Annotated in this window: 15 protein-coding genes and 1 pseudogene; 12 read left to right on the top strand and 4 right to left on the bottom strand. The window is 42.0% G+C overall.

The window, feature by feature from the left end; genetic code table 11:
* Window positions 1–628: ATP-binding protein (locus tag HP439_RS08020; RefSeq protein ID WP_172389821.1), on the bottom strand; the 628-nt coding region annotated here is incomplete at its 3' end.
* A gap of 512 nt (window positions 629–1,140) precedes the next feature.
* Between HP439_RS08020 and HP439_RS08015 the strand changes: the two genes are divergently transcribed.
* A complete protein-coding gene (locus tag HP439_RS08015) occupies window positions 1,141–2,058 on the top strand; it encodes an EamA family transporter (RefSeq protein ID WP_172389820.1) in 918 nt (305 codons plus the stop codon).
* A 97-nt stretch (window positions 2,059–2,155) separates the two neighbouring features.
* On the opposite strand, the gene HP439_RS08010 is transcribed toward HP439_RS08015, so the two are convergent.
* Window positions 2,156–3,631 carry an aminotransferase-like domain-containing protein gene (locus HP439_RS08010; protein WP_172389819.1) on the bottom strand — a complete coding sequence of 492 codons (1,476 nt, stop codon included), beginning with the start codon at window positions 3,629–3,631 and terminating at the stop codon, window positions 2,156–2,158.
* 64 nt (window positions 3,632–3,695) lie between these two features.
* Between HP439_RS08010 and HP439_RS08005 the strand changes: the two genes are divergently transcribed.
* The 10 genes from HP439_RS08005 to HP439_RS07960 all read left to right on the top strand — a co-directional run bounded on the left by HP439_RS08005 (window position 3,696) and on the right by HP439_RS07960 (window position 22,155).
* Window positions 3,696–4,301, top strand: coding sequence for a hypothetical protein (locus HP439_RS08005; protein ID WP_172389818.1), 606 nt, complete (start codon window positions 3,696–3,698; stop codon window positions 4,299–4,301).
* Window positions 4,294–5,418 carry an aminotransferase class I/II-fold pyridoxal phosphate-dependent enzyme gene (locus HP439_RS08000; protein WP_172389817.1) on the top strand — a complete coding sequence of 375 codons (1,125 nt, stop codon included), beginning with the start codon at window positions 4,294–4,296 and terminating at the stop codon, window positions 5,416–5,418. Before HP439_RS08005 ends, HP439_RS08000 begins: the two co-directional genes overlap by 8 nt.
* A complete protein-coding gene (bioD, locus tag HP439_RS07995) occupies window positions 5,411–6,028 on the top strand; it encodes a dethiobiotin synthase (protein WP_172389816.1) in 618 nt (205 codons plus the stop codon). Before HP439_RS08000 ends, bioD begins: the two co-directional genes overlap by 8 nt.
* A gap of 5 nt (window positions 6,029–6,033) precedes the next feature.
* The gene (gene bioB / locus HP439_RS07990; RefSeq protein WP_172389815.1) at window positions 6,034–7,029 is read left to right on the top strand and encodes a biotin synthase BioB; all 996 of its coding nucleotides are present in this window, start codon (window positions 6,034–6,036) and stop codon (window positions 7,027–7,029) included.
* Complete coding sequence (gene bioA, locus HP439_RS07985) at window positions 7,011–8,288, top strand: adenosylmethionine--8-amino-7-oxononanoate transaminase (protein ID WP_172389814.1); 1,278 nt, start codon at window positions 7,011–7,013, stop codon at window positions 8,286–8,288. The genes bioB and bioA overlap by 19 nt, the downstream gene beginning before the upstream one ends.
* Before the next feature lie 254 nt (window positions 8,289–8,542).
* Window positions 8,543–11,794 carry a SusC/RagA family TonB-linked outer membrane protein gene (locus HP439_RS07980; protein WP_172389813.1) on the top strand — a complete coding sequence of 1,084 codons (3,252 nt, stop codon included), beginning with the start codon at window positions 8,543–8,545 and terminating at the stop codon, window positions 11,792–11,794.
* Between the two features lie 11 nt (window positions 11,795–11,805).
* Complete coding sequence (locus tag HP439_RS07975) at window positions 11,806–13,329, top strand: RagB/SusD family nutrient uptake outer membrane protein (protein WP_172389812.1); 1,524 nt, start codon at window positions 11,806–11,808, stop codon at window positions 13,327–13,329.
* 539 nt (window positions 13,330–13,868) lie between these two features.
* Window positions 13,869–17,132, top strand: a complete 3,264-nt coding sequence (locus HP439_RS07970) for a SusC/RagA family TonB-linked outer membrane protein (protein WP_172389811.1) — start codon at window positions 13,869–13,871, stop codon at window positions 17,130–17,132.
* Between the two features lie 33 nt (window positions 17,133–17,165).
* Window positions 17,166–19,058 carry a RagB/SusD family nutrient uptake outer membrane protein gene (locus HP439_RS07965; protein WP_172389810.1) on the top strand — a complete coding sequence of 631 codons (1,893 nt, stop codon included), beginning with the start codon at window positions 17,166–17,168 and terminating at the stop codon, window positions 19,056–19,058.
* A gap of 691 nt (window positions 19,059–19,749) precedes the next feature.
* Window positions 19,750–22,155 (top strand): TonB-dependent siderophore receptor, encoded by a 2,406-nt coding sequence (locus HP439_RS07960; RefSeq protein ID WP_172389809.1) that lies wholly within the window; start codon window positions 19,750–19,752, stop codon window positions 22,153–22,155.
* 207 nt (window positions 22,156–22,362) lie between these two features.
* Here the strand turns inward: HP439_RS07960 and surE are convergent, their stop codons facing one another.
* A complete protein-coding gene (gene surE, locus HP439_RS07955; protein WP_172389808.1) occupies window positions 22,363–23,082 on the bottom strand; it encodes a 5'/3'-nucleotidase SurE in 720 nt (239 codons plus the stop codon).
* Between the two features lie 55 nt (window positions 23,083–23,137).
* On the opposite strand from surE, the gene HP439_RS07950 reads away from it, so the two are divergent.
* Window positions 23,138–24,043 (top strand): diacylglycerol/lipid kinase family protein, encoded by a 906-nt coding sequence (locus HP439_RS07950; RefSeq protein ID WP_172389807.1) that lies wholly within the window; start codon window positions 23,138–23,140, stop codon window positions 24,041–24,043.
* A 191-nt stretch (window positions 24,044–24,234) separates the two neighbouring features.
* Here the strand turns inward: HP439_RS07950 and HP439_RS19395 are convergent.
* Window positions 24,235–24,465: pseudogene (locus tag HP439_RS19395) on the bottom strand (YoaK family protein); the annotation flags it as partial.

The raw sequence follows: 24,465 nt of genomic DNA, 5'->3' as shown, positions 1-24,465 counted from the left end.
ATTCGGCTTCTCCCTCCATGGAGAATGGATATGCTCCATATGTGAGATATTCGCGAAAAAACTTAAGCGGAGAGGGTAGGAGATTTTTAATATCATCCACGATGGTACGGTGGTGTTCTAAAAGTTCACTCAGGCTGTATATAGGAAGGGACACTGTTGTCTTGAGTGCTATATATTCACGAAGAGACAGCTCGGGAAGATGGTAATGCAATAGTCTTCGACTTAAATCTGCATTCGATTGCTGTAGCGCCAATATAGACGAGCCGGAAATTACGATTTTCAATTGTGGCTTAAAATCATAAAGATTTTTTACTTCCGTTTGCCAATCATCGTATTTATGAACCTCATCCAGAAATAAGAATCTACCCCCCTCTTGATAAAAAGTTTCGGCAACAGACAAGAGGCTATGTTGCTTAAAATATAGATCATCCAAGGATAAGTATAGCGTTTGATCAAGCGGTAAGTTCGATTTTATATATTGCAACATCAGTGTGGATTTTCCGGTACCTCTTGCTCCTTCGATGCATATCGCACGTGCATCCCAGTTTATTTTCTCGGCTAGCCCACGTACGAAATTAACTTTTGTCTGTTGCAGGAGCTCCCTATATTTACTTGCTAATACTTCCATTGTATCGTCAAAGATACGAAAATAGTTTAAAAACGTATCGATTACGATACGTTTTTTATTAATAATTGTATCTTATGAGATACGATACTCTTATATTCGACCCAATCCAGCGCTGTTACGTATAAAAAATACAACAGATTTATCTCTTGCTTTTGTACGACTCCTTTTCGTTTGCCTGTAATTGGCAACTATTTCAAAATATTATCACTATTGTCGGGTTTCTTTTTGCTACTTTTATCCGTTGATATCTCCGATTTTCGTTGAAAGGTTTATACAGCCGGAGGCACATTATCCTTTGGCAAGGCTTGACCTATCCCGCAATTCCGTCCGCTGTCATTTGTTTATATAAGTCTTATGTAGAAATTGGAGTTTATAAACTCACTAATGGCTAACATTAAATAAACTATAATAGTAAGGACGATATTTGCCTAGAGCTACGAGAAAGAGGAATTAACAAATATCATAACGGCTACAGCAAAATAGTAGCGTAAATTTGTAATTTGTTAGATTATATGAAACACTATCTATCTGCCATACTGGGATTTTCTATTTGGGGAACTTTTGCGCTCGTTTTGAAGCCATTAAGTGATTATCAGGCGCTGGATATTTTAATTCATAGAGTCATCTTTGCCTCGGTCGCTATTGTTCTCGCCTGTTTTATTTTTAGAAAAAAGCAGACCCTGGCGAGTTTAGCGTACTTAAAGACGATATCGAAAACCGAACGAAGGAAATTGATGCTGAACTTGTTTGCAAGTGCTTTGATGCTTGGGTTGAACTGGTATTTGTTCATTTTAGTGATGAACACTGTTAGTGTGAATGCTACGTCTTTAGCCTACTTGATTTGTCCCATATTAACGACGGTGATAGCCAGTGTTTTCTTACGTGAAAGGTTGAGTAGAGGACAGTGGATCGCTGTAATTATAAGTGGGATCAGTTGCCTTATTCTGGCTTACGGACATTTAATGGATTTAGTCTACAGTTTGACTATTGCGCTATCATATGCTATTTATTTGGTGCTCCAGAAGAATAGATTCAAGGTCGATAAATTTTTTACCCTGACGATTCATATTATTGTAAGCACCATCTTACTGTTGCCAATCTTGACGGTGATTGATCCGACGGCTCCCAGAACAACGTCGTTCTACGGGTTTGTAGCGACTATTGCCGTAATTTATACAATCGTACCCCTATTTCTTAATATTTATGCTTTAAAAGGGTTGGATTCTTCTGTGGTTGCTTCTTTACTGTATCTCAATCCTATCATTAGTTTTCTATTAGCCGTTTTTTATTACGATGAATCTATTAATTCTTTGCAGATCGTCGGCTTTGCGATGATTTTCATCGCGATCATTATTTTTAACCTAGCCTACTTTTATGCGAGAAAACGGAATTTTGTATTGAAGCCTGACCAGGGACAAATAGGCGCGTAATGTTTCTTTGATGTCTGTGCATGCTCCCAGGTATGGGCCGGTGGTGAGTTAAGGGTTGTCAGTTAGAAGATTAACGTTGTTTAAATATGCTTCGATATTAGCTTTTGATCTGTTCAACGGATTCTCTTAGAATACGGATAACCACTTCCATTTCCTCTCTTTCCAAGCTTCCAAAGCCAACCCGCATTGCGCTCAGGCTTCTGTTTTGATAGAGAAGCGTCCTGGGAATAAATAGGTCATTCTTCCGGGCTTGAAGGCTGAGTTTTAGCAGATTTATTGGCTTCCTCCATAGTATAAAGTAAGCTAATCCTCCCGTTGGAATCTCAAAATCTACCCAATTTCCCAGCTCGCTACTTAATAGAAAAGCCATGTGATCCCTCCGTTCTTTATATACTTTTAGCGATTTCTTAAGGTGTCTATGAATAGCACCTTCTTCAATCATTTCGCCCAGCGCCTGCTCCATAAGGATGTCACCTTGCCTATCGATGATCCCTAAGTGTTTACGCATTTCAACCATGAGATTCTCAGGTGCCACCACAAATCCTGTTCGGAATCCAGGTGCGAGAGATTTTCCGAACGATCCCACATAAATAACCATACCATGTTGATCATTACTGGCTAAAGGCAAAAGCGGCTTGTTATCGTAGTGAAAATCATAGTCGTGATCTTCTTCAATAATGACCATATTATAGATTTTTGCTAACTGGAGGAGCTTCATGCGCCGTGTCACGCTTAAGCTTACTGTTGTTGGGTAGTGATGATGAGCACTGACGTATACCATCCGAATAGTCTTTATTTTACAAAGTTGCTCTAGCGCATCGATATCGAGCCCCTGATCGTCTACAGGGACAGTGTATACTCTGCTGCCAGACTTTTGAAAGATCATGTTCGCCGAGAAATACGAAAGTGTACCAACGACAACGGAATCTTCTGGTTGAAGTAAAATTTCGGAAATGATATACAGGCTCATCTCTATGCTGCGCGTGATGAGCAAATTGTTAGTGGTAATTTGTAGACTTCGTGAGCGTTGTAGGTATGTCGCCATTTGTTCTTTGAAATATTCACTTCCTTCGTAATTGTAGTACCCAATTTTCGAGCGATTGCTCTTGCGCTTCATGTTTGCGCTATAGATTTTTGAAAAATCCTCGATTTGCGTGAGACGGATATCCGGACTACCGTCATTCAAAGAGTACGTGCATTCGGTTCGCTCGAAAGGGTTGTCTAGTAGAATCGAGGCTTTGAATTTAAATCCCGTTAGTGCTGCGTAACGGGTTGTAGATAATTCATTTTCGTTCGGCTCGGGTAAGGTCGCTGAGACAAACGCACCTCTGTTTGGTTGAATATCAATCCAGCCTTGACCATATAACTCATCGTAAGCTGCGGTAACTGTGTTTCGATGCACCTCAAGTAGTTTGGCTAAAGTGCGACTCCCAGGAAGTTTAGTGTTGGGACGTATTCTGCCCGTGGTGATCGCAGCAATAAATTGATTAGCAATCTGTAGAAAGATCGGAGAAGATAGTGCACGGTCAATCTGCAGCAGGCTCTTATAAGGAATGTTATCCGGACTAGTCATATTCTTTAAACTGGTACCCTTGTACCATCCGGCAAGATAATACTTTTGTGAAAAATAAAATGAAATGAAGACTCTTTTAAATAATATAGTTCAAGATAACCAGCTGCATGCTAAATGGCTAAACACACTTTCGTTTATGGAAAATGCTGGAGCACGTAAAATTTCTGAAAGTGAAGATTCGGTGAATACGGATATCATGCAACTAAAGCATGCAGCAGAGGAGCACAGGCACGCCTATTATTTAAAAAAGCAAATTGGGAAGCTCGGTGTTACTGGTTTTGAATTTTATGCGCCGAATTCTTTATTAGGTGGCGCATCTTCTATGCAGTATTTGAACCGCCTAGATGTGTATACCTGTCGCTATCTTAAAACTCATTTTGGACTTTCTGGCTCTAGGCTCAGATATGCCGCATATTTGTTCGTTACCTATGCTATCGAGATGCGCGCCGATGCCCTATATCCTGATTATCAGCAGGAGCTCGACAAACACGATTCGAAGGTTACCGTAAAGTCCATCATCTTAGAAGAAGAAGGACATCTTGAAGAGATGATTTCTGCGTTAAAGCGCTTTGATCTGAACTGGGAGCAGCATAGCAAGAAGATTTTAGCGCTCGAAGAGAGGTTATATGCGCAGTGGGTAAAAGATCTCGCAAAATATATTCATGCTTAAGCAAGGGGTAACCGATTATTTGCAAGCAGCGCTTCAGGGTCGGCATGAAAAAGGTCGCTTAAGGAGCTTTTCTCCAACCCCAGCTGGAATCGATTTTTGTTCCAATGATTACTTGGGTTTTGCGGGGAATACATTATTTCAAAACTGGTTGTCAAATCTAGTTTATCAACAGCCTGAAGTATTAAGGGGTGCCGGGGGAGCCAGACTCATTTCTGGTGACAGTAGGATCGTTACCGAGGTCGAGAATTTTATAGCGCAGCGTCATCGGGTCGCTAAAGCTTTATTGTTACCATCGGGCTATGTAGCGAATTTATCGTTGTTCTCTGCATTACCCGTTAGAGGAGATACGATTATACTTGATGAACGTGTGCATCGATCGGTACATGACGGATGCTTAATGTCGCCAGCTAAGCGCTGGAAATTTCGTCACAATGATGTTCAACATTTACGAGACCTCATTGAGCGAAGTTCCGGACGCGTTTGGATAGCGGTGGAAAGTTTGTATTCGATGGATGGTGATTTTGCACCGTTATCGGAGTTAACCAGGCTTGCTCAAGAGTATAACGCTGCGCTTATTGTCGATGAAGCTCACGCTATCGGAACGTTTGGCCTAGGGCTACTGGAAAAGTTAAATCTGCAAAAAGCAGTATTTGCGAGTGTTGTGACATATGGTAAAGCAATGGGACTGTCAGGGGCAGCAATTTTAGGATCTGGTACGCTGGTTAATTATCTGGCTAATTATGCTTCTCCAGTTATATATAGTACGGCGTTATCTGATTTTCACGCATTAGCAATCCGTAAATCATATGAATTTCTTGACCGACACGGTGCGGCTCAAAGAAAGAAGCTGGATTCGTCGATTGCTTGGTTTAACGCTTTGGAATTGCCCTGCGCGGCACCATTAAAGAGTCCGATTAAGCCGATTCGGCTTCCTGATATTACGGCTCTTGATCGTGCCGTTTTAAGCTTACAAGAAAATGGAATAAGGAGCTACGCAATAAAATCTCCTACAGTTTCCATAGGGCAGGAATGCGTCCGGATATCTTTACACGCGTTTAACAATCGAAAAGAAATTGAGCTATTGGGCACTATTTTGAAACAAAACATCAATGGATAAGAAATATTTTTTAACAGGGATTGGTACATCAGTAGGGAAAACTATTGTTGCTGCCGTGCTGACCAAGCTTTGGGACGCGTGTTACTGGAAACCCATACAATCGGGAGATTTGGATAATACCGATAGCATGACGGTTCGCCAATTATTGGGAGATCAAGTAAGAATTTTTCCGGAGCGATACAAACTGATCACCCCAGCATCTCCTCACTACGCTGCCAGCCTCGATGGGATAGCGATGAAAGTAGCCGATTTTCAGCTGCCCAATCCCGCGGGCAATCTAATCGTCGAAGGGGCGGGAGGTCTTCACGTGCCCATAAATGAGGATGAATTAATCATCGACCTGATTGAGCATCTATCCTTGGAAACGATTATAGTCTGTTCGGACTATTTGGGGAGTATTAATCATAGCCTCCTATCCTTCGAGAGTCTAGCAAACCGAGGTATCCCCGTGGCGTATATCGTACTCAACGGCAATTTTAATAAATCCACCAGACGGATCTTAACGGCACGCAAACCGGCCGAAGCTGAAATTATTACAATACCCCACTTAACGTCTGTGGACGCATTCGGTTTGCAGCACGCCCTGCAGGAATTAAAAATTGAACACTAACAGAAATGGAAAAACAATTACTACGACACGACTGGTCTAAACAGGAGCTTTTAGATATCTATAATCGCCCTTTACTAGAGCTTGTATATCAAGCGGCTACGGTGCACCGCTGTTGGCATAACCCTCAAGAGGTGCAGATCTCGACCTTGCTTTCAGTGAAAACTGGAGGATGTCCTGAAGACTGTTCCTACTGCGGACAAGCGGCTCGCTATCACACAGATATTAAAGTTCAAGCGCTGCTGCCTATCCAGACAGTCTTAGCCCATGCAAAGAAGGCTAAGGAGAGCGGATCCACCAGATTCTGTATGGCCGCTGCCTGGCGCGAGGTCAGGGACAATCGGGATTTTGACCGCGTGATTGAGATGGTCGAAGAGGTGAATGCCATGGGGTTGCAGGTTTGCTGTACCCTGGGAATGCTTAGCTCCGATCAGGCGGCTCGTTTGCAACAAGCCGGTTTGTATGCATACAACCATAATCTAGACACCTCGGAAGAGTTTTACGATGAGATTATCTCCACGCGGAAATTCGATAACCGGTTAGAGACAATCAATAACGTACGAAAGGCAGGGATAACAGTTTGTTCGGGCGGGATTATCGGACTGGGCGAACGTGTTGAGGATCGTATTTCGATGCTTAGGACGCTCGCCAATATGGAGGTACACCCGGAATCTGTTCCTATCAACGCCCTCGCACGGGTGGCTGGGACACCTCTAGCGGAGATGCCTAAAGTCGATGTCTGGGATATGGTAAGAACGATAGCTACAGCACGAATTGTGATGCCTGCCTCTATGGTGCGTCTCAGCGCGGGACGGATTGAGATGGACAACACAGAACAGGCTTGGTGTTTCATGGCCGGGGCGAACTCGATATTCACTGGTGAGCGGCAAACGTTACTGGTTACCCCAAATCCTGGCGTGGATGAAGACATGAACATGCTGTACGAATTAGGTTTGAAACCGATGGTATTAGAAAAGGAGGGTTTGTGCAGCAACAATGGATAGAGCGTGATGTGGCCGTCAACTGGCATCCTTACTCCCAAATGAAGACAACGACTCATTTGCCTATTGTGAAAGGTGAACAGGCGTATTTATATGATGCCAATGGGAAGCGATATTTAGATATGGTAAGTTCTTGGTGGGTGACTTTACATGGACATGCGCATCCCTATATAGCGGAAAAAGTTTATCAGCAGCTCTGTAAATTGGAGCAAGTAATATTTGCAGGCTTTACCCATGAACCGGCCATTACCTTGTCGGAGCGGCTCTTGGAATTACTACCGAACAACCAACGGAAAATCTTTTACACAGATAACGGATCTACCGCAGTAGAGGTTGCGCTTAAGATGTGTATCCAATTTTGGGAGAATATCGGTAGCCCAAAGACCAAGATTGTGGCTTTTAAGGGGGGCTACCATGGTGACACTTTCGGTGCGATGTCAGTAAGCGAACGCGGACATTGGACTGCCCCGTTTTCGGATATGCTTTTCGATGTGCTTTTTATAGAGGCGCCAAATCAACAAAATCTATTAGCGACAAAACGGTTTCTTACCGAAAACGCAGATGAATTGGCTTGTTTTATTTATGAACCATTGGTTCAGGGGGCGGGGGGGATGCTTATGCACCATGCGAAGGACCTCACGGAACTTATGCAACATTGTAGGTCGCTAGGAATTTTAATGATTCAGGATGAAGTGTTTGTAGGTTTTGGCCGCACGGGTACTCTGTTCGCCGCCGATCAGTTACAGGAAATGCCCGACGTGATGTGTTTTTCCAAAGGTCTGACTGGAGGAACGATGCCGATGGGTATCACCAGCTGTACGGAAGAAATTTATAACGCCTTTTATTCGGAGGACAAGACCAAAGCCTTATTCCACGGACACTCCTTTACTGCTAGTCCCGTGTCATGCGCGGCATCGCTGGCAAGTTTGGATTTATTGCTGGAGCCTGGAACACTGGAGAATATTAAAAAGATAGAAGCAAGTCACATGGGATTTTCTCGACAGCTATCCTGTAGGAAAAATGCGTTAAATGTTAGGATGACGGGGACTATCATCGCCTTTGAGTGGAACACAGAAGGAAGCTCGGGTTATTTTAATGCGATCCAAGCGAAGTTGTTCGATACATTTATGGATAAAGGAATATTACTACGACCGCTTGGTAATGTTTTATATATTCTACCTCCCTACTGTGTAAAACAAGAAGATCTTAATTATACCTATCGGATTATCTTAGAATTGCTGGATAGCGATACGCCATTTTGATGGCATCTTTTCCTTTTTTACTCGGCTCTAGGCCGGATCAAAAACTATTTATTGAGGGCATGCGGCAATGATCGATTAACACAGATGATTGCCGTACAACTCTTATATTTCTAAGGGTTGATATTTCTCTTTTGATACGAATTTTTATAGCATTGCCTTTACCTCGTATCATAACATAGGCTTAATACTCACGTAATATTAGACTGCTAACATTGCGGCATTAGTTTTTTACCTATCAAAAAAAGGAAAAATATATGCAATCTAACTTTACGAAGCTTTTTTGGCTCCTTAGTGCCCTAGCAATAGCTCCCAGTGCGAGCCAGGCAAACGGCGCCGTGGATTCGACTCACATTATTGCGGTCAATCAAGAACAGACAACCGGCAGAGTCGTAGACGCTGATGGGAACCCGATTCGAGGAGCATCAATCACCAATTTAACGAGCAGTTCATCGGTGCAGACGGATGAATATGGCAACTTCAAAATTTCATCGAAGATAGGCGATCAATTACAAGTTTCTTTTGTTGGCTTTGAAACCCAAGTCCAGACCGTTTCAAAAGAGGCGGGAAACTTATTTACTTTGGTTGGTCTTTCCAATGCAATTGAAGAAATTGAAATTTCAATAGGTTATCAAAAAATTCGTAAATCAGACCTGACAGGTGCTATTGCGAGCGTAAAGGCGGATGAATTGAATATCACTTCTCCAAAACTTTCCCAGGCATTAGTTGGAAAGGTTGCGGGTGTTCAGGTATCCCAAACGAGTGGGGCTCCCTATGATGGTACCAAAATCCGTGTACGAGGTATGGGGTCCATCAATGCTAGTTCAGATCCTTTATATGTTATCGACGGTTATCCCGCAGGAAACAACTTAAATATCAATCCAAACGACATTGAATCGATCGATGTATTGAAAGATGCTGCCTCAGCCGCTATTTATGGATCGCGTGCTGCCGGAGGAGTCGTACTCATCACAACTAAGCGTGGTAAACAAGGTAAGAATAATATTGATTACGAAGTGCTTGGCGGGTTTGGTCAACTTTCTAAGAAAATCGACTTATTGAATTCCGAAGAGTTTATCGATCTTTTGATTGACGGTCGTAATAATACTTATAAGGATCTTATGATTGATAAGGGTGAAACCTGGACGGACGATATGCGGTTTCATTCAAATGAAACTCGTGTTGCCAATGTTAAGAATGCTGGTTCCGTTACTATTCCAGAAGACTATTATGATTTTTCGACAGGCCAGGCAAAAGAAGCGCAGTATGACACTGACTGGCAAGATGAATTATATCGAAATGCTCCCTTCCAAAGACATAATCTTTCCATTTCAGGAGGTAATGAAAAGAACCGGTATTTTGTAAGTGGATCCTATCAAAATCAAGAAGGTATAATGCTCGGTACCGGTCAACAAGTGTTTAACTTCCGCTCGAACATAGATTCCAAAGTCACCGATTGGTTAACATTTGGTGCTAACGTTTCATTTACATATAACGATAACGATGAGGTCACAACGGGTCGTTACGATTCTAGCCCTTCGATGGCCGCTTTAATTTACTTGCCTACTCTGCCGGCGTACAATGAAGACGGGACATATGCACAATACCGAATGGCGGGTTTGTCCGCGAATAACTACGGTATTCAGAACCCTGAAAACCCGCTGGCATATGTTACAAAAGTAAAAAACAATCGTAAGGGTAAGCGAGGTCTATATAATGCTTTTGCCGACTTTAAATTAATGGAAGGGCTGAACTTTAAGCTTAATGGAGGGCTTTCCACATACGACGAAAAATACGATTACTATCGTCCGACGAGTATTTCAAGCGGAAACTATGAGCCATATTCTGATAATGCTAAGGCTGCTGCATACGCTGATGCTATGACAAAAAGTTCGCTTGACAAGCTCTTAGAGGCGACATTGAATTATAATAAGACTTTTGCTGAGAAACACGATATTATGGGGCTGCTTGGTTATTCAGCCCAGCAAACGGATCTCGATTATATGGGTGTTCGTGCCCGAGGTTTTCAAAACGATGCGATTGGAGAAATCACAGATAAGGGGGCCGATCCTTCAAACTTTACCCTGCTGCCTGGCGATACGTATAAACGTACCACAACGATGATGTCGTATTTCGGTCGGGTGAACTATTCGTATGATCGTAAATATTTTGTATCTGCGTCTTACCGCCGCGATGCTTCTTCACGTTTCGGTCCAAATAGTAAGTGGGGTGCATTTCCTTCTGTTTCAGCTGGCTGGACCCTGTCTAACGAGGAGTTCTACAACGCCTGGCTAGGCCAAGGATCAACCTTGAAACTACGCGCGAGTTGGGGGATGAGCGGTAATAACAACATCGGAGATTATAACGCTATAACAACCTATAATACGCCAGGAGGTGTCGTTATCGGTGATAAAGTTTCGACGGCATATTGGCCGGACGATCTTCGTGATCCGAACCTTGGTTGGGAAAAAACCTCTCAAACAAATGTTGGCTTGGATTTCGGGATTTTACGTAACCGGGTGAATGTTATGACTAACTTCTATTTGAGCCAGTCTACCAACCTTTTGTTCAATCAGCCAATTACTGCGGTAACAGGCGCGACGACAATTCTTACCAACTTACCAAACTCAAAAGTTGAGAATAAAGGATTCGATGTGCAGGTCGATGCAACAATAATTCGTAAGGAAGATTTTCGTTTAGGTGCTAGTGGGAATATTAATGTTAACAGGAACAAAGTGCTTGATCTAGGCGGTGCTTCAACCATTCTTACTAATGGTGCGGAGCGTTCGTACCTCACACACATTACACAGGAAGGTGACCCAATTGGGATGTTCTATGGTTTTAAGGTGCTGGGTATTGCTGATGAAAACAATTATAATTTGGTGGCGCCTTCGGCAGCATCCTCGACACCTTTACAGCCTGGCGATCTATACTTTGAAGATGTTGACGGGAACGGAATAGTGAATGATGACGACAAAAGGGTAATCGGTAACCCACATCCCGATTTTACCTATGGTTTCGCTTTCGATGCGCAGTATAAAGGATTCGATATACGCGCTTCCTTCAACGGCTCACAGGGCAACCAAGTGCTTGACGGATACGATTATTATTTGTACAACATGGAAGGGTCAGGAAATCAATATGCTGATGTAGCCCAGCGTTACCGTTCTCCTGAGAACCCTGGTAACGGAAGCGTGTATAGAGCATCTCGTGGGGGGACACAAAGTAATTCCACTCGGTTATCAAGTTTCTACCTTCAAGATGGATCATTCTTGCGAATGACAAACGTCATCGTGGGTTATACGCTTCCCGCAGAGACGGTAAATAAATGGACGTTGTCGGGTGTAAGAATATATGCAAGCGTTGATAACCCATTCACATTTACGAAATATAAAGGTTATAACCCTGAACCTGATTATAACCAACGAGGCAACTTAACTCCGGGAGTAGATTACGGCTTGTATCCTCTTGTTCGATCATTCAATCTCGGTTTAAAAGTTACTTTTTAAAATTGAAAGCCATGAAAAAAAGATATTTAATACCCCTAGCGATATTTGCGTTAACTTCTTGTTCAAAAGATTTTTTGAATCAGGAAGATCCAAATGCAGTAACCATTGAGAACTACTTTAAAACGGAGAACGATGTGCTCCTAGCTGTAAACGGTCTTTATCAGGCGTTGCGTTCGGGAAGTACTACCGGTGAAGGAAGTACACTTTATAACGAAGAACGCTCAGATAATGCAGGTCGGGATGATAACCAGTCAAACGCGGGAGAGCCGTTTCAGTTTAACGACTTTTCTTTACTGCCGAGTAACACTTACCTGAAAACACATTGGTCGACAATGTATGACGCCATCTCGCGTTGTAACGTGTTGTTGTCAAACATTGATAAGGTAACCTTTGGAGAAGAAGCTCTCAAGGAGCGTTATAAAGCGGAAGCAAAATTCGTACGTGCCTTATTGTATTTCGATATGGTTAGGAAATTCGGTGATATTCCTTTGGCGGTTGTCGAGATCACCACACAGGAGCAAGGCGAAGAGCTCGCCTATCGCGAGAAAGAAGCCGTTGTCTATGATCAGATCGTAAAAGACCTTTCAGAGGCATTGAATAGCGATCTACCGGATACACAGCATGAGTATGCTGTGGGGAGGGCGTCTAAAGCTGCCGTGCATGCTATCCTAGGTAAGGTCTATCTGACAATGGGATCAACGTTGGCGGGCGCCGATCAGCAAACTTACTTTGGTAAAGCTGAAGAGCACCTAAGCGCATCATACGGGATGCGGGCATTCGGAAAGCTTACCGAGATACCTTATGAAGACGTGTTTGATGTTGAACAAAAAAACACGTGTAAGGAACTTGTGTTTCAAGTTCAATATTTACAAGGTGATCAAACGTATAGCTCAAGTATTGCCAGAAATTACCAAGCGAAAGGTGAATTTGTAAATTCGCAATTTAAATCCACGGGTTCAGGGCAGGTTGCTAAACTTGATCTCGTAAAAGATTATGAGGCAGACGATATTCGTAAGACATTCTCTGTAAAGTTCGCTAACGATCCGCAAGTTAACGATTGGTATATAACTAAATTTAGAGATCTTAGTGATGCGGCAGGGACCAACGGTTGGGGTGGAAACGACTGGATCTTGATCCGGTACGCGGATGTTATGCTTCTTTTGGCTGAGGCGAAAATGAATTTAGGTAAAGAAGGAGAATCGATCGCGTTATTAAACGAAGTTCGGGAACGTGCTGGACTTCCTAGTTACCAAGAATCGATTGCTCAATCAGAATATAAATCAAAATATCCGACATTGAAAGACGCTATTTTGCATGAACGACGTGTGGAGTTAGCATTTGAGAATCAGCGTTGGTTCGATTTAATTCGTAATTATAATGCAGAAAGTTTGGTTGCCTATTTTAAAAAGAAGAGTCAGGGCGATTATGGTAATGCTAAAATATCGAATATTACCACCAAAGATAGGTATTACCCAATTCCGTTTGATGAGGTGAAGCTGAATCCAGAGAAGATGTATCAGAATGACGGCTATTAGTATCTAATATCCGCCGCTGGAAATCATAGCGATAGTTGAACACAGGAGCGAGCTCTGTGCAGCGGGGTTCTTCACGCAATGCGGGGTTTTCAAGCTCGGCAAATAGGGTTTTCTTAAAAAAACCTTTATCAAGATAAATAAGTTACAAAAGAGCGAGGTTCGATGTTGGACCTCGCTTTTTTTGTAACTTTTATAGTATGTTATTTATGACGAATCTTCTTCTACACATAGGGAATTTCTACAATTCGTGGGCAACGATATAAACGATTTAGCTGAAGCGTGGAGCTCTGTTTAGCCTAACTAAACAGATAGTTTGAATCTTGAGCAAACCTTAAGAATCCGGCGGGGATAAACGATTAAAATCGAATAAACTGTCGAAAAATCGCTGTGCACTGCATAGGCATTGGTAGCCGGAGTTTGCTCACCAACAATTAAAAACTTACTTTTGGCGCACGCTAATAATCAAGCTATTTAATTATGATGTATAGGGTGTAACTCTATTCTTCAAATAACTTAAACTAAATTTATAAATAACTATTATGAATCGAAAATCATGTCTAAAAACTGATTTGAGAAGGTTTTTATGGGTTGGAGGAGCGGCTTTTATCAGTCTCAGTTTTTCACCAATGGAAAACTATGGACGTAGTTTAAATGCCGAACACCTTATCTCAAAAACTGCTCAAGAGACGATTACTGTAAGAGGGACCGTACGTAATCAACAAACGAATGAACCAATCGTCGGAACGACTGTATCTATTGTTGGAACCAGCCTTGCGACGGCCACCGATGAAAATGGCCGATATGAACTCCAAAAGGTGCCAGTAAATGCGCAGATCAGATTTTCGACTGTCGGAATGACCACCGTGACACAAGATGTCAATCGGAAGCAGACAATTGATGTTGCGTTGTCGAACGACAGCGAAATCGAAGAGGTCGTCGTGGTCGGTTATGGCACACAGAAAAAAGCTGTCGTATCGGGGGCTATAGCCACAGTTAAAGGGGAGGAGCTTGCCAAATCGTCATCTATAAACCTTTCAAATTCGTTCGCGGGACGGTTACCAGGGGTGACGGCGATGCAATCTAGTGGTGAGCCAGGCGGAGATGGGTCCAGTATTCGCATACGCGGGATTAACTCGCTATCTGGGGGAAATAGTGATCCACTTATTGTAATTGATGGTGTTCCTCAAAGAGCAGGTGGAATGGATAGAATTAATCCCAATGATGTAGAAAGTGTATCTGTTTTAAAAGATGCATCTGCCGCGATCTATGGGTCCCGGGCAGGTAACGGTGTAATTCTTATTACGACAAAGCAGGGAGTAGTCGGTAAGCCGGCTTTATCCTATGATGTAACCGTCGGAATAGGTCGCCCCACCCGCACGCCGAAAATGGCTAATTCAGAACAGTATACTTCCATTATTAACGAAGTTACCAGAGTCTATCCGCAAGATCCTAGTAAATGGAACGATATCTGGAATGCGTTTAATACAGGCACAGGAGTCTATGATGGTGCCTCAGGCAATATTGAACCTGTATACACGCCAGAAGAAAGGCAGAAGTATGCAGATGGTTCAGACCCTCTTCGTTACCCGAACACGGATTGGTTCTCCTCTACGCTAAAGAATTGGTCGCCACAGCAGCGACATAATTTGCAATTGACAGGCGGAACTGAGAAAACCAGATATTTGATTTCGTTGGGATACTTAAACCAAGATGCCAATTATAAAAATTCTGCAACCTTCTACAAACAGTATGATTTGCGAGCAAACCTTGAGTTTAAATTAAACGACTATGTTACTGCCCGCTTAGCAATAACGGGTAGAGAAGAATCACGAAACTTTCCTACACGAAATGCTGAGACGATTTTTCGATCCTTGATTCGTGGACTCCCTATTAATATTGCAACCTGGCCGAACGGACTTCCGGGGCCAGATCTTGAGAATGGAGCTAACCCAGTGGTTATCACAACGGGCGACACTGGATATGACAAAAATGTACGAGATTATCTGCAGAACACGGGTATTCTCGATGTGAAAATACCGGGAGTTGAAGGGTTAAAAGTGTCAGGAACCGCTTCCCTTGATAAATACTGGCGGCGTGGGAAACGGTGGGAAACACCTTGGACCCTGTATGATTGGGACAAGGTGTCCTTTGAAGATGATGGAGTCACCCCGAAATTATCAGGATATGTACCTAAAGGGATTGATCCTAAGGCGCAACTTAGAGAAGCCGCGGAGGATCAGCTCGCTGTAAACTTATCTGCGCTTATTTCTTACGAAACTAGACTAAAAGACGTTCACAGTATTGCCGCCATAGCTGGAGTAACACGAGAAAAAGTGACAAATAACGGGTTTTACGCATCTAGAATGGATTTTCCTTCGACTCAACTAGATCAGCTTAATTTTGGGGATCGCGAACGTGAGAACCTAGGCAATGAAAATGTCTTTGACAGGGCGCGTTTGAGTTATTATGGTAGGGTTAATTACGATTATCAGCAAAAATACCTTTTTGAATTCAACTGGAGAGTAGACGGGTCTTATATTTTTCCTCCCAACAAGCGTTTCGGATTTTTCCCCGGCGTTTCTGCGGGATGGCGTATCTCCGAGGAAAATTTCTTTAGAGATAATGTCTCGTTTGTCAGTAACTTAAAGCTAAGGGCTTCTTGGGGGCAGATGGGTGCCGAAGCATATTATGGAGGCACTTTGCAAGAATATAAATTCTTATCACTAATGAACACAGGATCAGGAGTTTTCAATGATAAAGTGTTTCAGACGTTATACGAAAGTGATATCCCTAATCCAAACTTCACATGGGAGGTGGCGAATAACAGTAACATCGGGTTAGACGCAGCATTTTTTAACAATAAACTAAGTTTAGAGCTAGATTACTTTTACAACAAACGGACAAGCGTATTGACTAAAAACCCAGGTGTGATACCTATCAGTTCGGGCATTGCAGACAATTTGCCGATTGCAAATTTGGGAAATCTTATTAACAAAGGGTATGAGTTTAAGTTAACTTATACCGACCGAAAAGGTGATTTCTCCTATAATGTAGGTGTCAACGGTGGATACGCAAAGAATAATGTACAGTATTCGAGCGATGTTCCAAATACCTTGCCGTATCAGCAGCAAATAGGTAAAGTGACCGATTCATGGTTGGTGTATCTATATGACGGTGTATTTATCGATCAAGCATCCATTGATGCCAACACGATAGATTATAGTCCCTTAGGATTGAAGGACGGAACGCTCCTGCCGGGCGATATGAAATATGTAGACTACAACGGAGATGGCAAGATTACCACAGATGACCGCGTAAGGTTGGATAAAAATGGTACGCCTACATTTACGGGGGGAATAACGCTTGGTGGACAATACAAAGGCTTTGATTTCAGTGTGCTGTTGCAGGGAGCGACCGGGGGTATGCGAAGAATCGGCCCCACTGAATCCGGCTTAATCGGAAATTACCTAGAATGGACGTATCAAAATCGTTGGAGTATTGATAACCCTAGTGATGTCGACCCTCGTCTTACCGACCGATCCGACAGGTACTATGTCGGCGATAATACCTACTGGATTCGTAGCACCAATTATTTAAGGTTGAAGAATGTTGAAATAGGGTATTCGCTTCCAGAAGCCTGGTTGAGTAAAATAAAGCTCAGTAATGTTCGTGTATATGCAAACGGGATAAACTTACTGACTTTTGACAAGATTGACATATGGGATCCTGAATCCAATAACAGTACTGGCCAATATTATCCACAATCCAAAATAATCAATTTTGGGATGAAAGTTGGATTTTAAACGAAAGAGTATAACTATTGTAAATTATTTAAAATGAAGACGATAATAAAAAATAAATATCTTTATATACTTGTCTTATTCTTGGTCTCAGCGACATCGTGCAATGATGATCTATTGGATGTGACTCCCCGCGACCGGTTTTCTGATGAGTTAGTTTGGCAGGATCCTGTGCTAGCGGAGAAATTTGTGAGCGATATATATAATGCTTTTGAAGCAAGTAATTCGGGATTTACCGAACAAATGCAAGCCTCCGCCACGGATGAATCATTGTGGAATCATACGGACGCGTTCTTGCTATTGAATTCAGGTAATATTAACGGTGCAAATCAAGGATGGGGAGGTACTTCGCGATGGTGGGAAAGAATGTACAAATACATCAGATTCTGTAATATCGCTATTGAAAGGCTTGGAGATGATTCTCGAAATGGAATCACGGATGTGGCGGCGAAGAATAATTTATTGGCGCAAGCTTATTTTATTAGAGCATACTGCTACCATCAGCTATTGCGTTACTACGGGGGGGTGCCGATAATAACGAATAGCTATGAGTACACGGAAGAATCGGAAATCTACCAGATTGAGCGTGGTACTTATGAAGCCTGCGTGAACCTGGTGATAAGTGATTGTGCGGAAGCTGATCGGTTGTTAGGCGACGAACCTCTTGACAAGGGGCGTGTAACGTCTCTGGCAATTTTAGCGCTAAAATCTAGGATGTTGCTATATGCTGCTAGCGATTTACATGATGGTTCGAAGCTTACGGCAAAGGTCTCTGGGTTATCTGATTTACAAGCGCGACTACCGCTGTTAGCCTATACCGAGGGGTCGCAGCAGGAGCGCTATCGTTTAGCGCAAGCAGCAGCGAAGGCTGTCTTGGATGCGGGAGAAGGGTATAAGCTGGATCTTAACGGGCCGGTATCTGCCGCTCAGGGTGAGTTGAACTATAAAAGCATTGCAATGGGAGGTGGCAGTGAAGATGAGGATATCGATGCGGCAGCGGTGAAAGATATAATTTTTGCTCGATACTTTATTACCGAAGCATCATCCTCACATGCGCGAGATAATGGCCCCAATGGATATAACAATTGGGGTGGAAATCAACCAATCGGACTTCTTGTTGATGATTACGAGATGAGCGACGGTAAAAAATTCGATTGGTCTAATCCGGTACATAAAGCGGCTCCATATAAAAATAGAGATCCACGTTTTTATGCAACCATTTTATATGATGGCGCCGATTGGAAGCCCAGGGGTAACCCAATGGATCCGGCTAACCAAATACAAACTGGTGCTTACGATTTAATGCTTAATGGACGCTTGACTAAGTTTTCAGGGCTAGATACCAAACAAGGTCCGAAAGAGGCGCATAACGGGACATGGACAGGGTATTATGTAGGAAAGTTTATAGATACGGATCCAAATATTATAGACGCTCAGGCGAGGCAGTTTGTGCCATGGCCTTACTTTAGATTCACCGAAGCTGTTTTTAACTATATAGAGGCGTCTATAGAATTAGGTGAGACAGCGGTAGCGTTACAATGGCTTAATAAAATTCGGTTTAGGGCGGGTATGCCGGCTATCACAGTTACCGATCAAAATGCTTTGCGGGAGATATACCGTCATGAACGTCGCATCGAAATGGCGTATGAAGAGCAGCGCTTTTTTGATACGCGTCGATGGTTGATTGCAGATAAGACGATAGGTCGGAAGGTGACTATTGTTAAAATTGATGGGAAGTTTAAGCCTGGGAAATCATTAGCTACTATATATAAACATGATGAGAGTATATATGACTATACTTATACGCCTCAAGAGTTTAATACCAAAGAAAATAGGGTGTGGAAAAATCAACTTTATTTTCTTCCGCTTTCCAGAGATGAGATAAGAAAAAATCCATTGCTGGTTCAAAATCCGGGATACGTCGAGTAACCGGTTTATAATATTATAGGTTAACAGACGGGATTTCTTTCATTGGGAATCCCGTTTGCTTTTGAACACAAATCCGATTGATCGCTTTACATTTTACGATGAATTTTTGGTGATCAGGATCACCAACCCTAACGAGTTTGTGCATCTTGTTGAGTAGCAAAATCTGATGATTTCCTTGTTAGATTGAATAGTCTCCTGACTTTCCCCTTTAGCGACGACTTTTCGCTTCATTCTTTTATGCGACGCAGCAACCCTATTCACACCGCCAACGAACAGGTGCCTTTGTATTCTTCGTAACACACAATTAGATCGTTATATGAAGCTGTATACCATGTCACAATAGTTTTGTCGATATCCAGAATCACAAAGAACTATTAGAGAAAAATAAAGAAAAAAATCTTGCATAAAAATATTTTCGTTCTATATTTGCAATTATTTATAATAAGTCTAAATAAACTTTACAGGATAAAATCGACACACATTTGTGATGGACGATTTTTAATAATTAGAAATTAATAAGTTTTATAACATAAAATTTTATGGAAGATAGCAACCTAATAGCTCACCTTACAGTACCATAATTTTTAATTCTTCACCCCCATCAAACAACCATTTTGGTCAGTTTAATCTGCATTGATAGTTCACAACAAAAAATGCTACTGACAAACTCAATTAAAATTTATAGTAAAAAATGAAAAGTATTATTTTATCCTGTATAATTGTTTTTATATCGCTGAATTACAGCTACTCACAAACGGGTATAATCAAAGGAAGAATTCTGACCGAAAAAGGAATTCCCGCAAAAAACGTCGTAATTACCTTAAACGATAATAAGGAATTGGAAGTTGACTCGTCCGGCCATTACAAGTTTACCAACCTGCCTGCTAATACGTATGAAATTAAGGCTAAACATATCAGTTTCACGTCTCAAACTGTTGCGGTTACACTTAAAAAAGGGGAGGTAAAAACCATTGATTTTGCGTTGAGACAGAGCGAAAATACGTTAAAGGAGGTATTAGTAAGTGGGCATCGCGGAATGGTGGAACAGCACCCGTCTAATAGCCTTCGCGTTCAAACGCCGCTGATAGAGTTAGCACAAAACGTTCAGGTGATCAATTCCGAAATCCTTAGCAAACAACAATCATTTAATTTAGCGGATGGATTGTATAAAAATGTAAGTGGAATTAGCCGACAAACACACTGGAATGATCTGTATGTAAATATCAGTATGCGAGGATCACAAATACAGGCGTTTCGAAATGGAATGAACATTGTCGCATCTTATTGGGGTCCTTTATCAGAAGATATGGCCACTGTAGAGCGTGTAGAATTTATAAAAGGCCCCGCAGGTTTTATGATGTCCAGCGGAGATCCAGCGGGAATATATAATGTGGTTACAAAGAAGCCCACTGGCGAACAGAAAGGCGAGGTAACCTTCTCTCTAGGTAGTTTTGATATGTATAGAACGACTCTGGACTTAGATGGAAGGCTCTCCTCTAATGGCAAATTATTATACCGGTTAAATGTTGCAGGAAGCTCCAGTGCATCCTTTAGACCTAACGAAGATTCCAAAAGACTTACAATCGCGCCGGTGATCTCCTATCAATTAGGCGAAAACACAAAGGCGATCTTTGAATATACCTATCAGAAAGCAAAAATGACAGACATCGGATCGGCTTATCTATTTTCTCCATTTGGATTTAAGTCTTTGCCGAGGGATTTTACATTTTCCACCGTGGGATTAGAACCGTTAAACATTGATGAACACAACACTTTTTTAACAATAGAACATGATTTTTCGAGTAATTGGAAACTAACAGCACAAGGTTCTTACTTTAATTACAACCAGATTGGCGCTAGTAGTTGGCCGAAGGACGTCTTCCCAGATGGAAAGATGTTGCGAAAAACTGACATTTGGGATGCGCAAAGCGAGATGCAGCTAGGACAACTCTTTTTAAACGGTAATTTTAATACAGGAAAAGTAAAACATAGAATATTAGCCGGTATCGATTTAGGTAAAAAGGAATATTTTGCGGACTGGAATACAGGCCTGGTGCTAGACACACTAAATGGTGGTGAATTTGATCCCCAAAATCCAATTTATTCCTTCGATACGAATCGTCCCGATACGCTAACATTTGATAGATCATTACCTCTTAAAACCAGAGCATTTAATGGGGGAGGATTGATGAATAGTTCTTATTCATCAATTTACGTACAAGATGAATTAGGCTTTTTTGATAATAGCCTTCGCATAACATTGGCAGCTCGCTATACATCAATGTCGGTAGGTACTTGGGGAGATGCGCCCATTAACAGCAAAAAAGTAACGCCTAGGTTGGGTTTTTCCTATTCGATAGATAAAAATACGTCCGTATATGGTCTTTACGATCAAGCTTTTCTTCCCCAAAGGCAGGGAAATCTCCACGACGGAAGTGAAATAAAGCCTATAACAGGTGACAATATTGAATTAGGCGCCAAACGGAACTGGGCCGATGGGCGATGGAATACAACATTGTCAGCGTACCGAATTGTCAAAAATCATGAGTTGACTTCTTATGGTCCAAGACCCGAGGATGTAATAGAAATTGGGCAAAAAAGAGTTCAAGGAATCGAGTTTGATATTAAAGGTGAATTATATAAGGGCATTAATTTAATTGCTAATTACGCTTACACTGACGCTATTATTTCTAAGGTAAACCAGGGCGTTAATACCGACGAACAGTTAAATTTCTTTGAAGGCCAGCGATTGGCTGGTTCCGACAAGCACATTGTGAATGTTTGGCTGGATTACGAGATACAGAGCGGGGTTGCAAAAGGACTAGGGATTATGGCCGGGATGAATAGTAATCTAGACCGCGGAACCGGTAGCTATTCTATAGATTTGCCAGAAACAAACATCGAGGATTATTTGCGTTTCGATGCAGGGTTAAGCTACCGCAAGGATAGATGGTATACAAATCTGAACATACAAAATCTATTCGATAAATATTTAGTCGAAGGGGGTGGTGTGAGTAATTTCTCCTCGGGTTCAGTTTACTCTTGGCAAGCGGGAGCGCCTCGCAATTTCAGAATGACAGTAGGATATAAATTTTAAAGTATAAGGAAATAGGATATTCTTCCTCGGTACCTAGAGGGAATTTTGCGTGGATCCCGTAAGGGCATTTAGCTTTGAAGGGCGAGAGGTTCTTCCGCTAGCCTTAAAATAATAGCGTTTTAAGGTTAGCGTTTTTGGGATTTCTTTTAGCAGATTAACAATTCTAGAAAGTGCGGTTTGTTTATCAACAAGCTGCTCCTGATAAGCTTACAGATGTGCGGTTAATTCCTTTTCATTAGTAAGGTCTAACCGTAACGGTGTTATAGAAACGAAACTATTCTCGACGGCCCATCTGTCCGTATTTTCCTCTGCAGGTGCGAGGGGAGTCACTGTGATCCAAAAATGTTTGCGTCCCATCGGATCTTCACCGGGAATTACATTTCCGTCGTAAAGTCTAATGGACTGCCTGGTCCATTTTATTCCTTTTGGTGCGGGGGGAAAATTAATGTTATATAAGCCAAGATCTGTATTTGATAAGAGAAGGTCGAGACTTTGTTTCACATATGGTTCAATATTCTCGAACTTCGGTTCGGATTTTCCTACGGGCGTACTTAATGCAATTCCTTTAATGCCCAGTAAAACAGCTTGTTTTGCCGCCGCCAACGTACCGGAATGCCACATTGAATTTCCCAAATTGGGTCCCATATTGATGCCTGATAATACAACCTCCGTATCGGGATACATGTGAAGGCCTAGCGCGACGCAATCTGCTGGGGTGCCATTTACCCTGTAAGCGTCGATGCCCTCAAAAGTAATTGGAGATTTTTTATAGCTCAATGGTCTGGAGTGCGTAATGGCATGGCCCATGGATGATTGCTCCACATCCGGCGCTACTATTCGTACTTGCCCAAATTTTAACGCTGCTTTTGCAAGTGCCGCTATACCTGGGCTATAAATACCGTCGTCATTTGTAATAAGGATTTTCATAGTCTATCTGTTTATTTAGATTAAAACCTTCATCGAGCAGTATTGTTTAAATAACATGAGGAAAACGAGTAAAATTGTACATCTAGTCTATAATTCAAATGCAGGCGACGGAGAAAATCAGTCTAAGAAGGAACTTGTTTCTATGATTGAGACATTTGGTTACAACTGCAATAATTCTTCGGCCACAAAGAAATCACTAAAATCAATAGACCCTCTGACGGAATTCATTATTGTGGCTGGAGGAGACGGCACAATAAGAGAGGTGGCAATGACGCTCCTCAAGAACAAGCTAAAACATAACCGCCCGATGGCATTGCTTCCCTTTGGGACGGCAAACAATATTGCTAACTCGCTTGGAATTTCCAGAGACAGCAAGACGAATATACAGTCATGGGGAAATGCCAAACCCGAAAAAATTGATGTTGGCCAAATCGTAGGACTATCCAAGAAGGTGTACTTTCTAGAGTCATTCGGTTTCGGACTATTTTCCAAGTTGTTGCGGACTTTGGAAAACAGGAAGGAGGATCCCGATCAGAGTCGCAAAGACGAATTTTCTATGGCCATCAAGAAGCTGCTCCAGATAACCGAAGATTACGAAGGATCACCTTTCAAAATTGAAACGGACGATCGGGTTATAGAGGCTGAATTTATTTTGATAGAGGTTATGAACATTTCGTGTTTAGGTCCGAACTTAAACTTGAGTAATAAGGCCGATCCTCAGGATGGATATATGGATGTAATTATCGTTTCGGTGGAACAAAGGCCCCTTCTGGAACGTTACTTAGAGCGTCGGGGTCATCGTAAAGAGATAGATTTCCCGATAAAGCCCATACAAACGAAAAAACTAACGATAACGGGTCAGGGGCGGAACATGCATGTGGATGATGAGCTTCTCGATGATGAAAAGGACGTTCGTATTCAAATATCTCTGTTATCCAATTTATTAGCTATAATTCGTTAACTGTATCCTAATTTCCGAGTGATCAGTGTTCGTCTCCCGCAGCACGATTCATTCCTTTTTGGGATTATTGACGAAGAAGAACATATAGTAGGGAGCAATTTCGAGTTGAAATATACATTGGGGCTAGAAGCCCTGTTTCATTCATTTATTTCGCGATGACGAGAATTTTTGTAGAGCTTTCGATTTATATATTATGTAGTTGAAAATCGCTTGTGTCTCCTAATAAACCAATGTTTAACATACCAGATTTTATAAAAATCATAGCAAGCAATAAGAATTAAAATAAAGCATATGACGTAGAATGTAGAATTACCGATATGGACAAAGCCTAACCCTCCAAGAAGCCCACCTAATACGTAACTCACCATAATCGTCAGTAATAAGTGAAATTTATCAACCATAGCCTTGTCTTGCCTATTTTT

The sequence above is a fragment of the Sphingobacterium shayense genome, from assembly GCF_013179575.1.
Taxonomy (GTDB): Bacteria; Bacteroidota; Bacteroidia; order Sphingobacteriales; family Sphingobacteriaceae; genus Sphingobacterium; species Sphingobacterium shayense.
The sequence above is the reverse complement of the archived record's forward strand: the minus strand, read 5'-3'. Positions and strand labels throughout refer to the sequence as shown.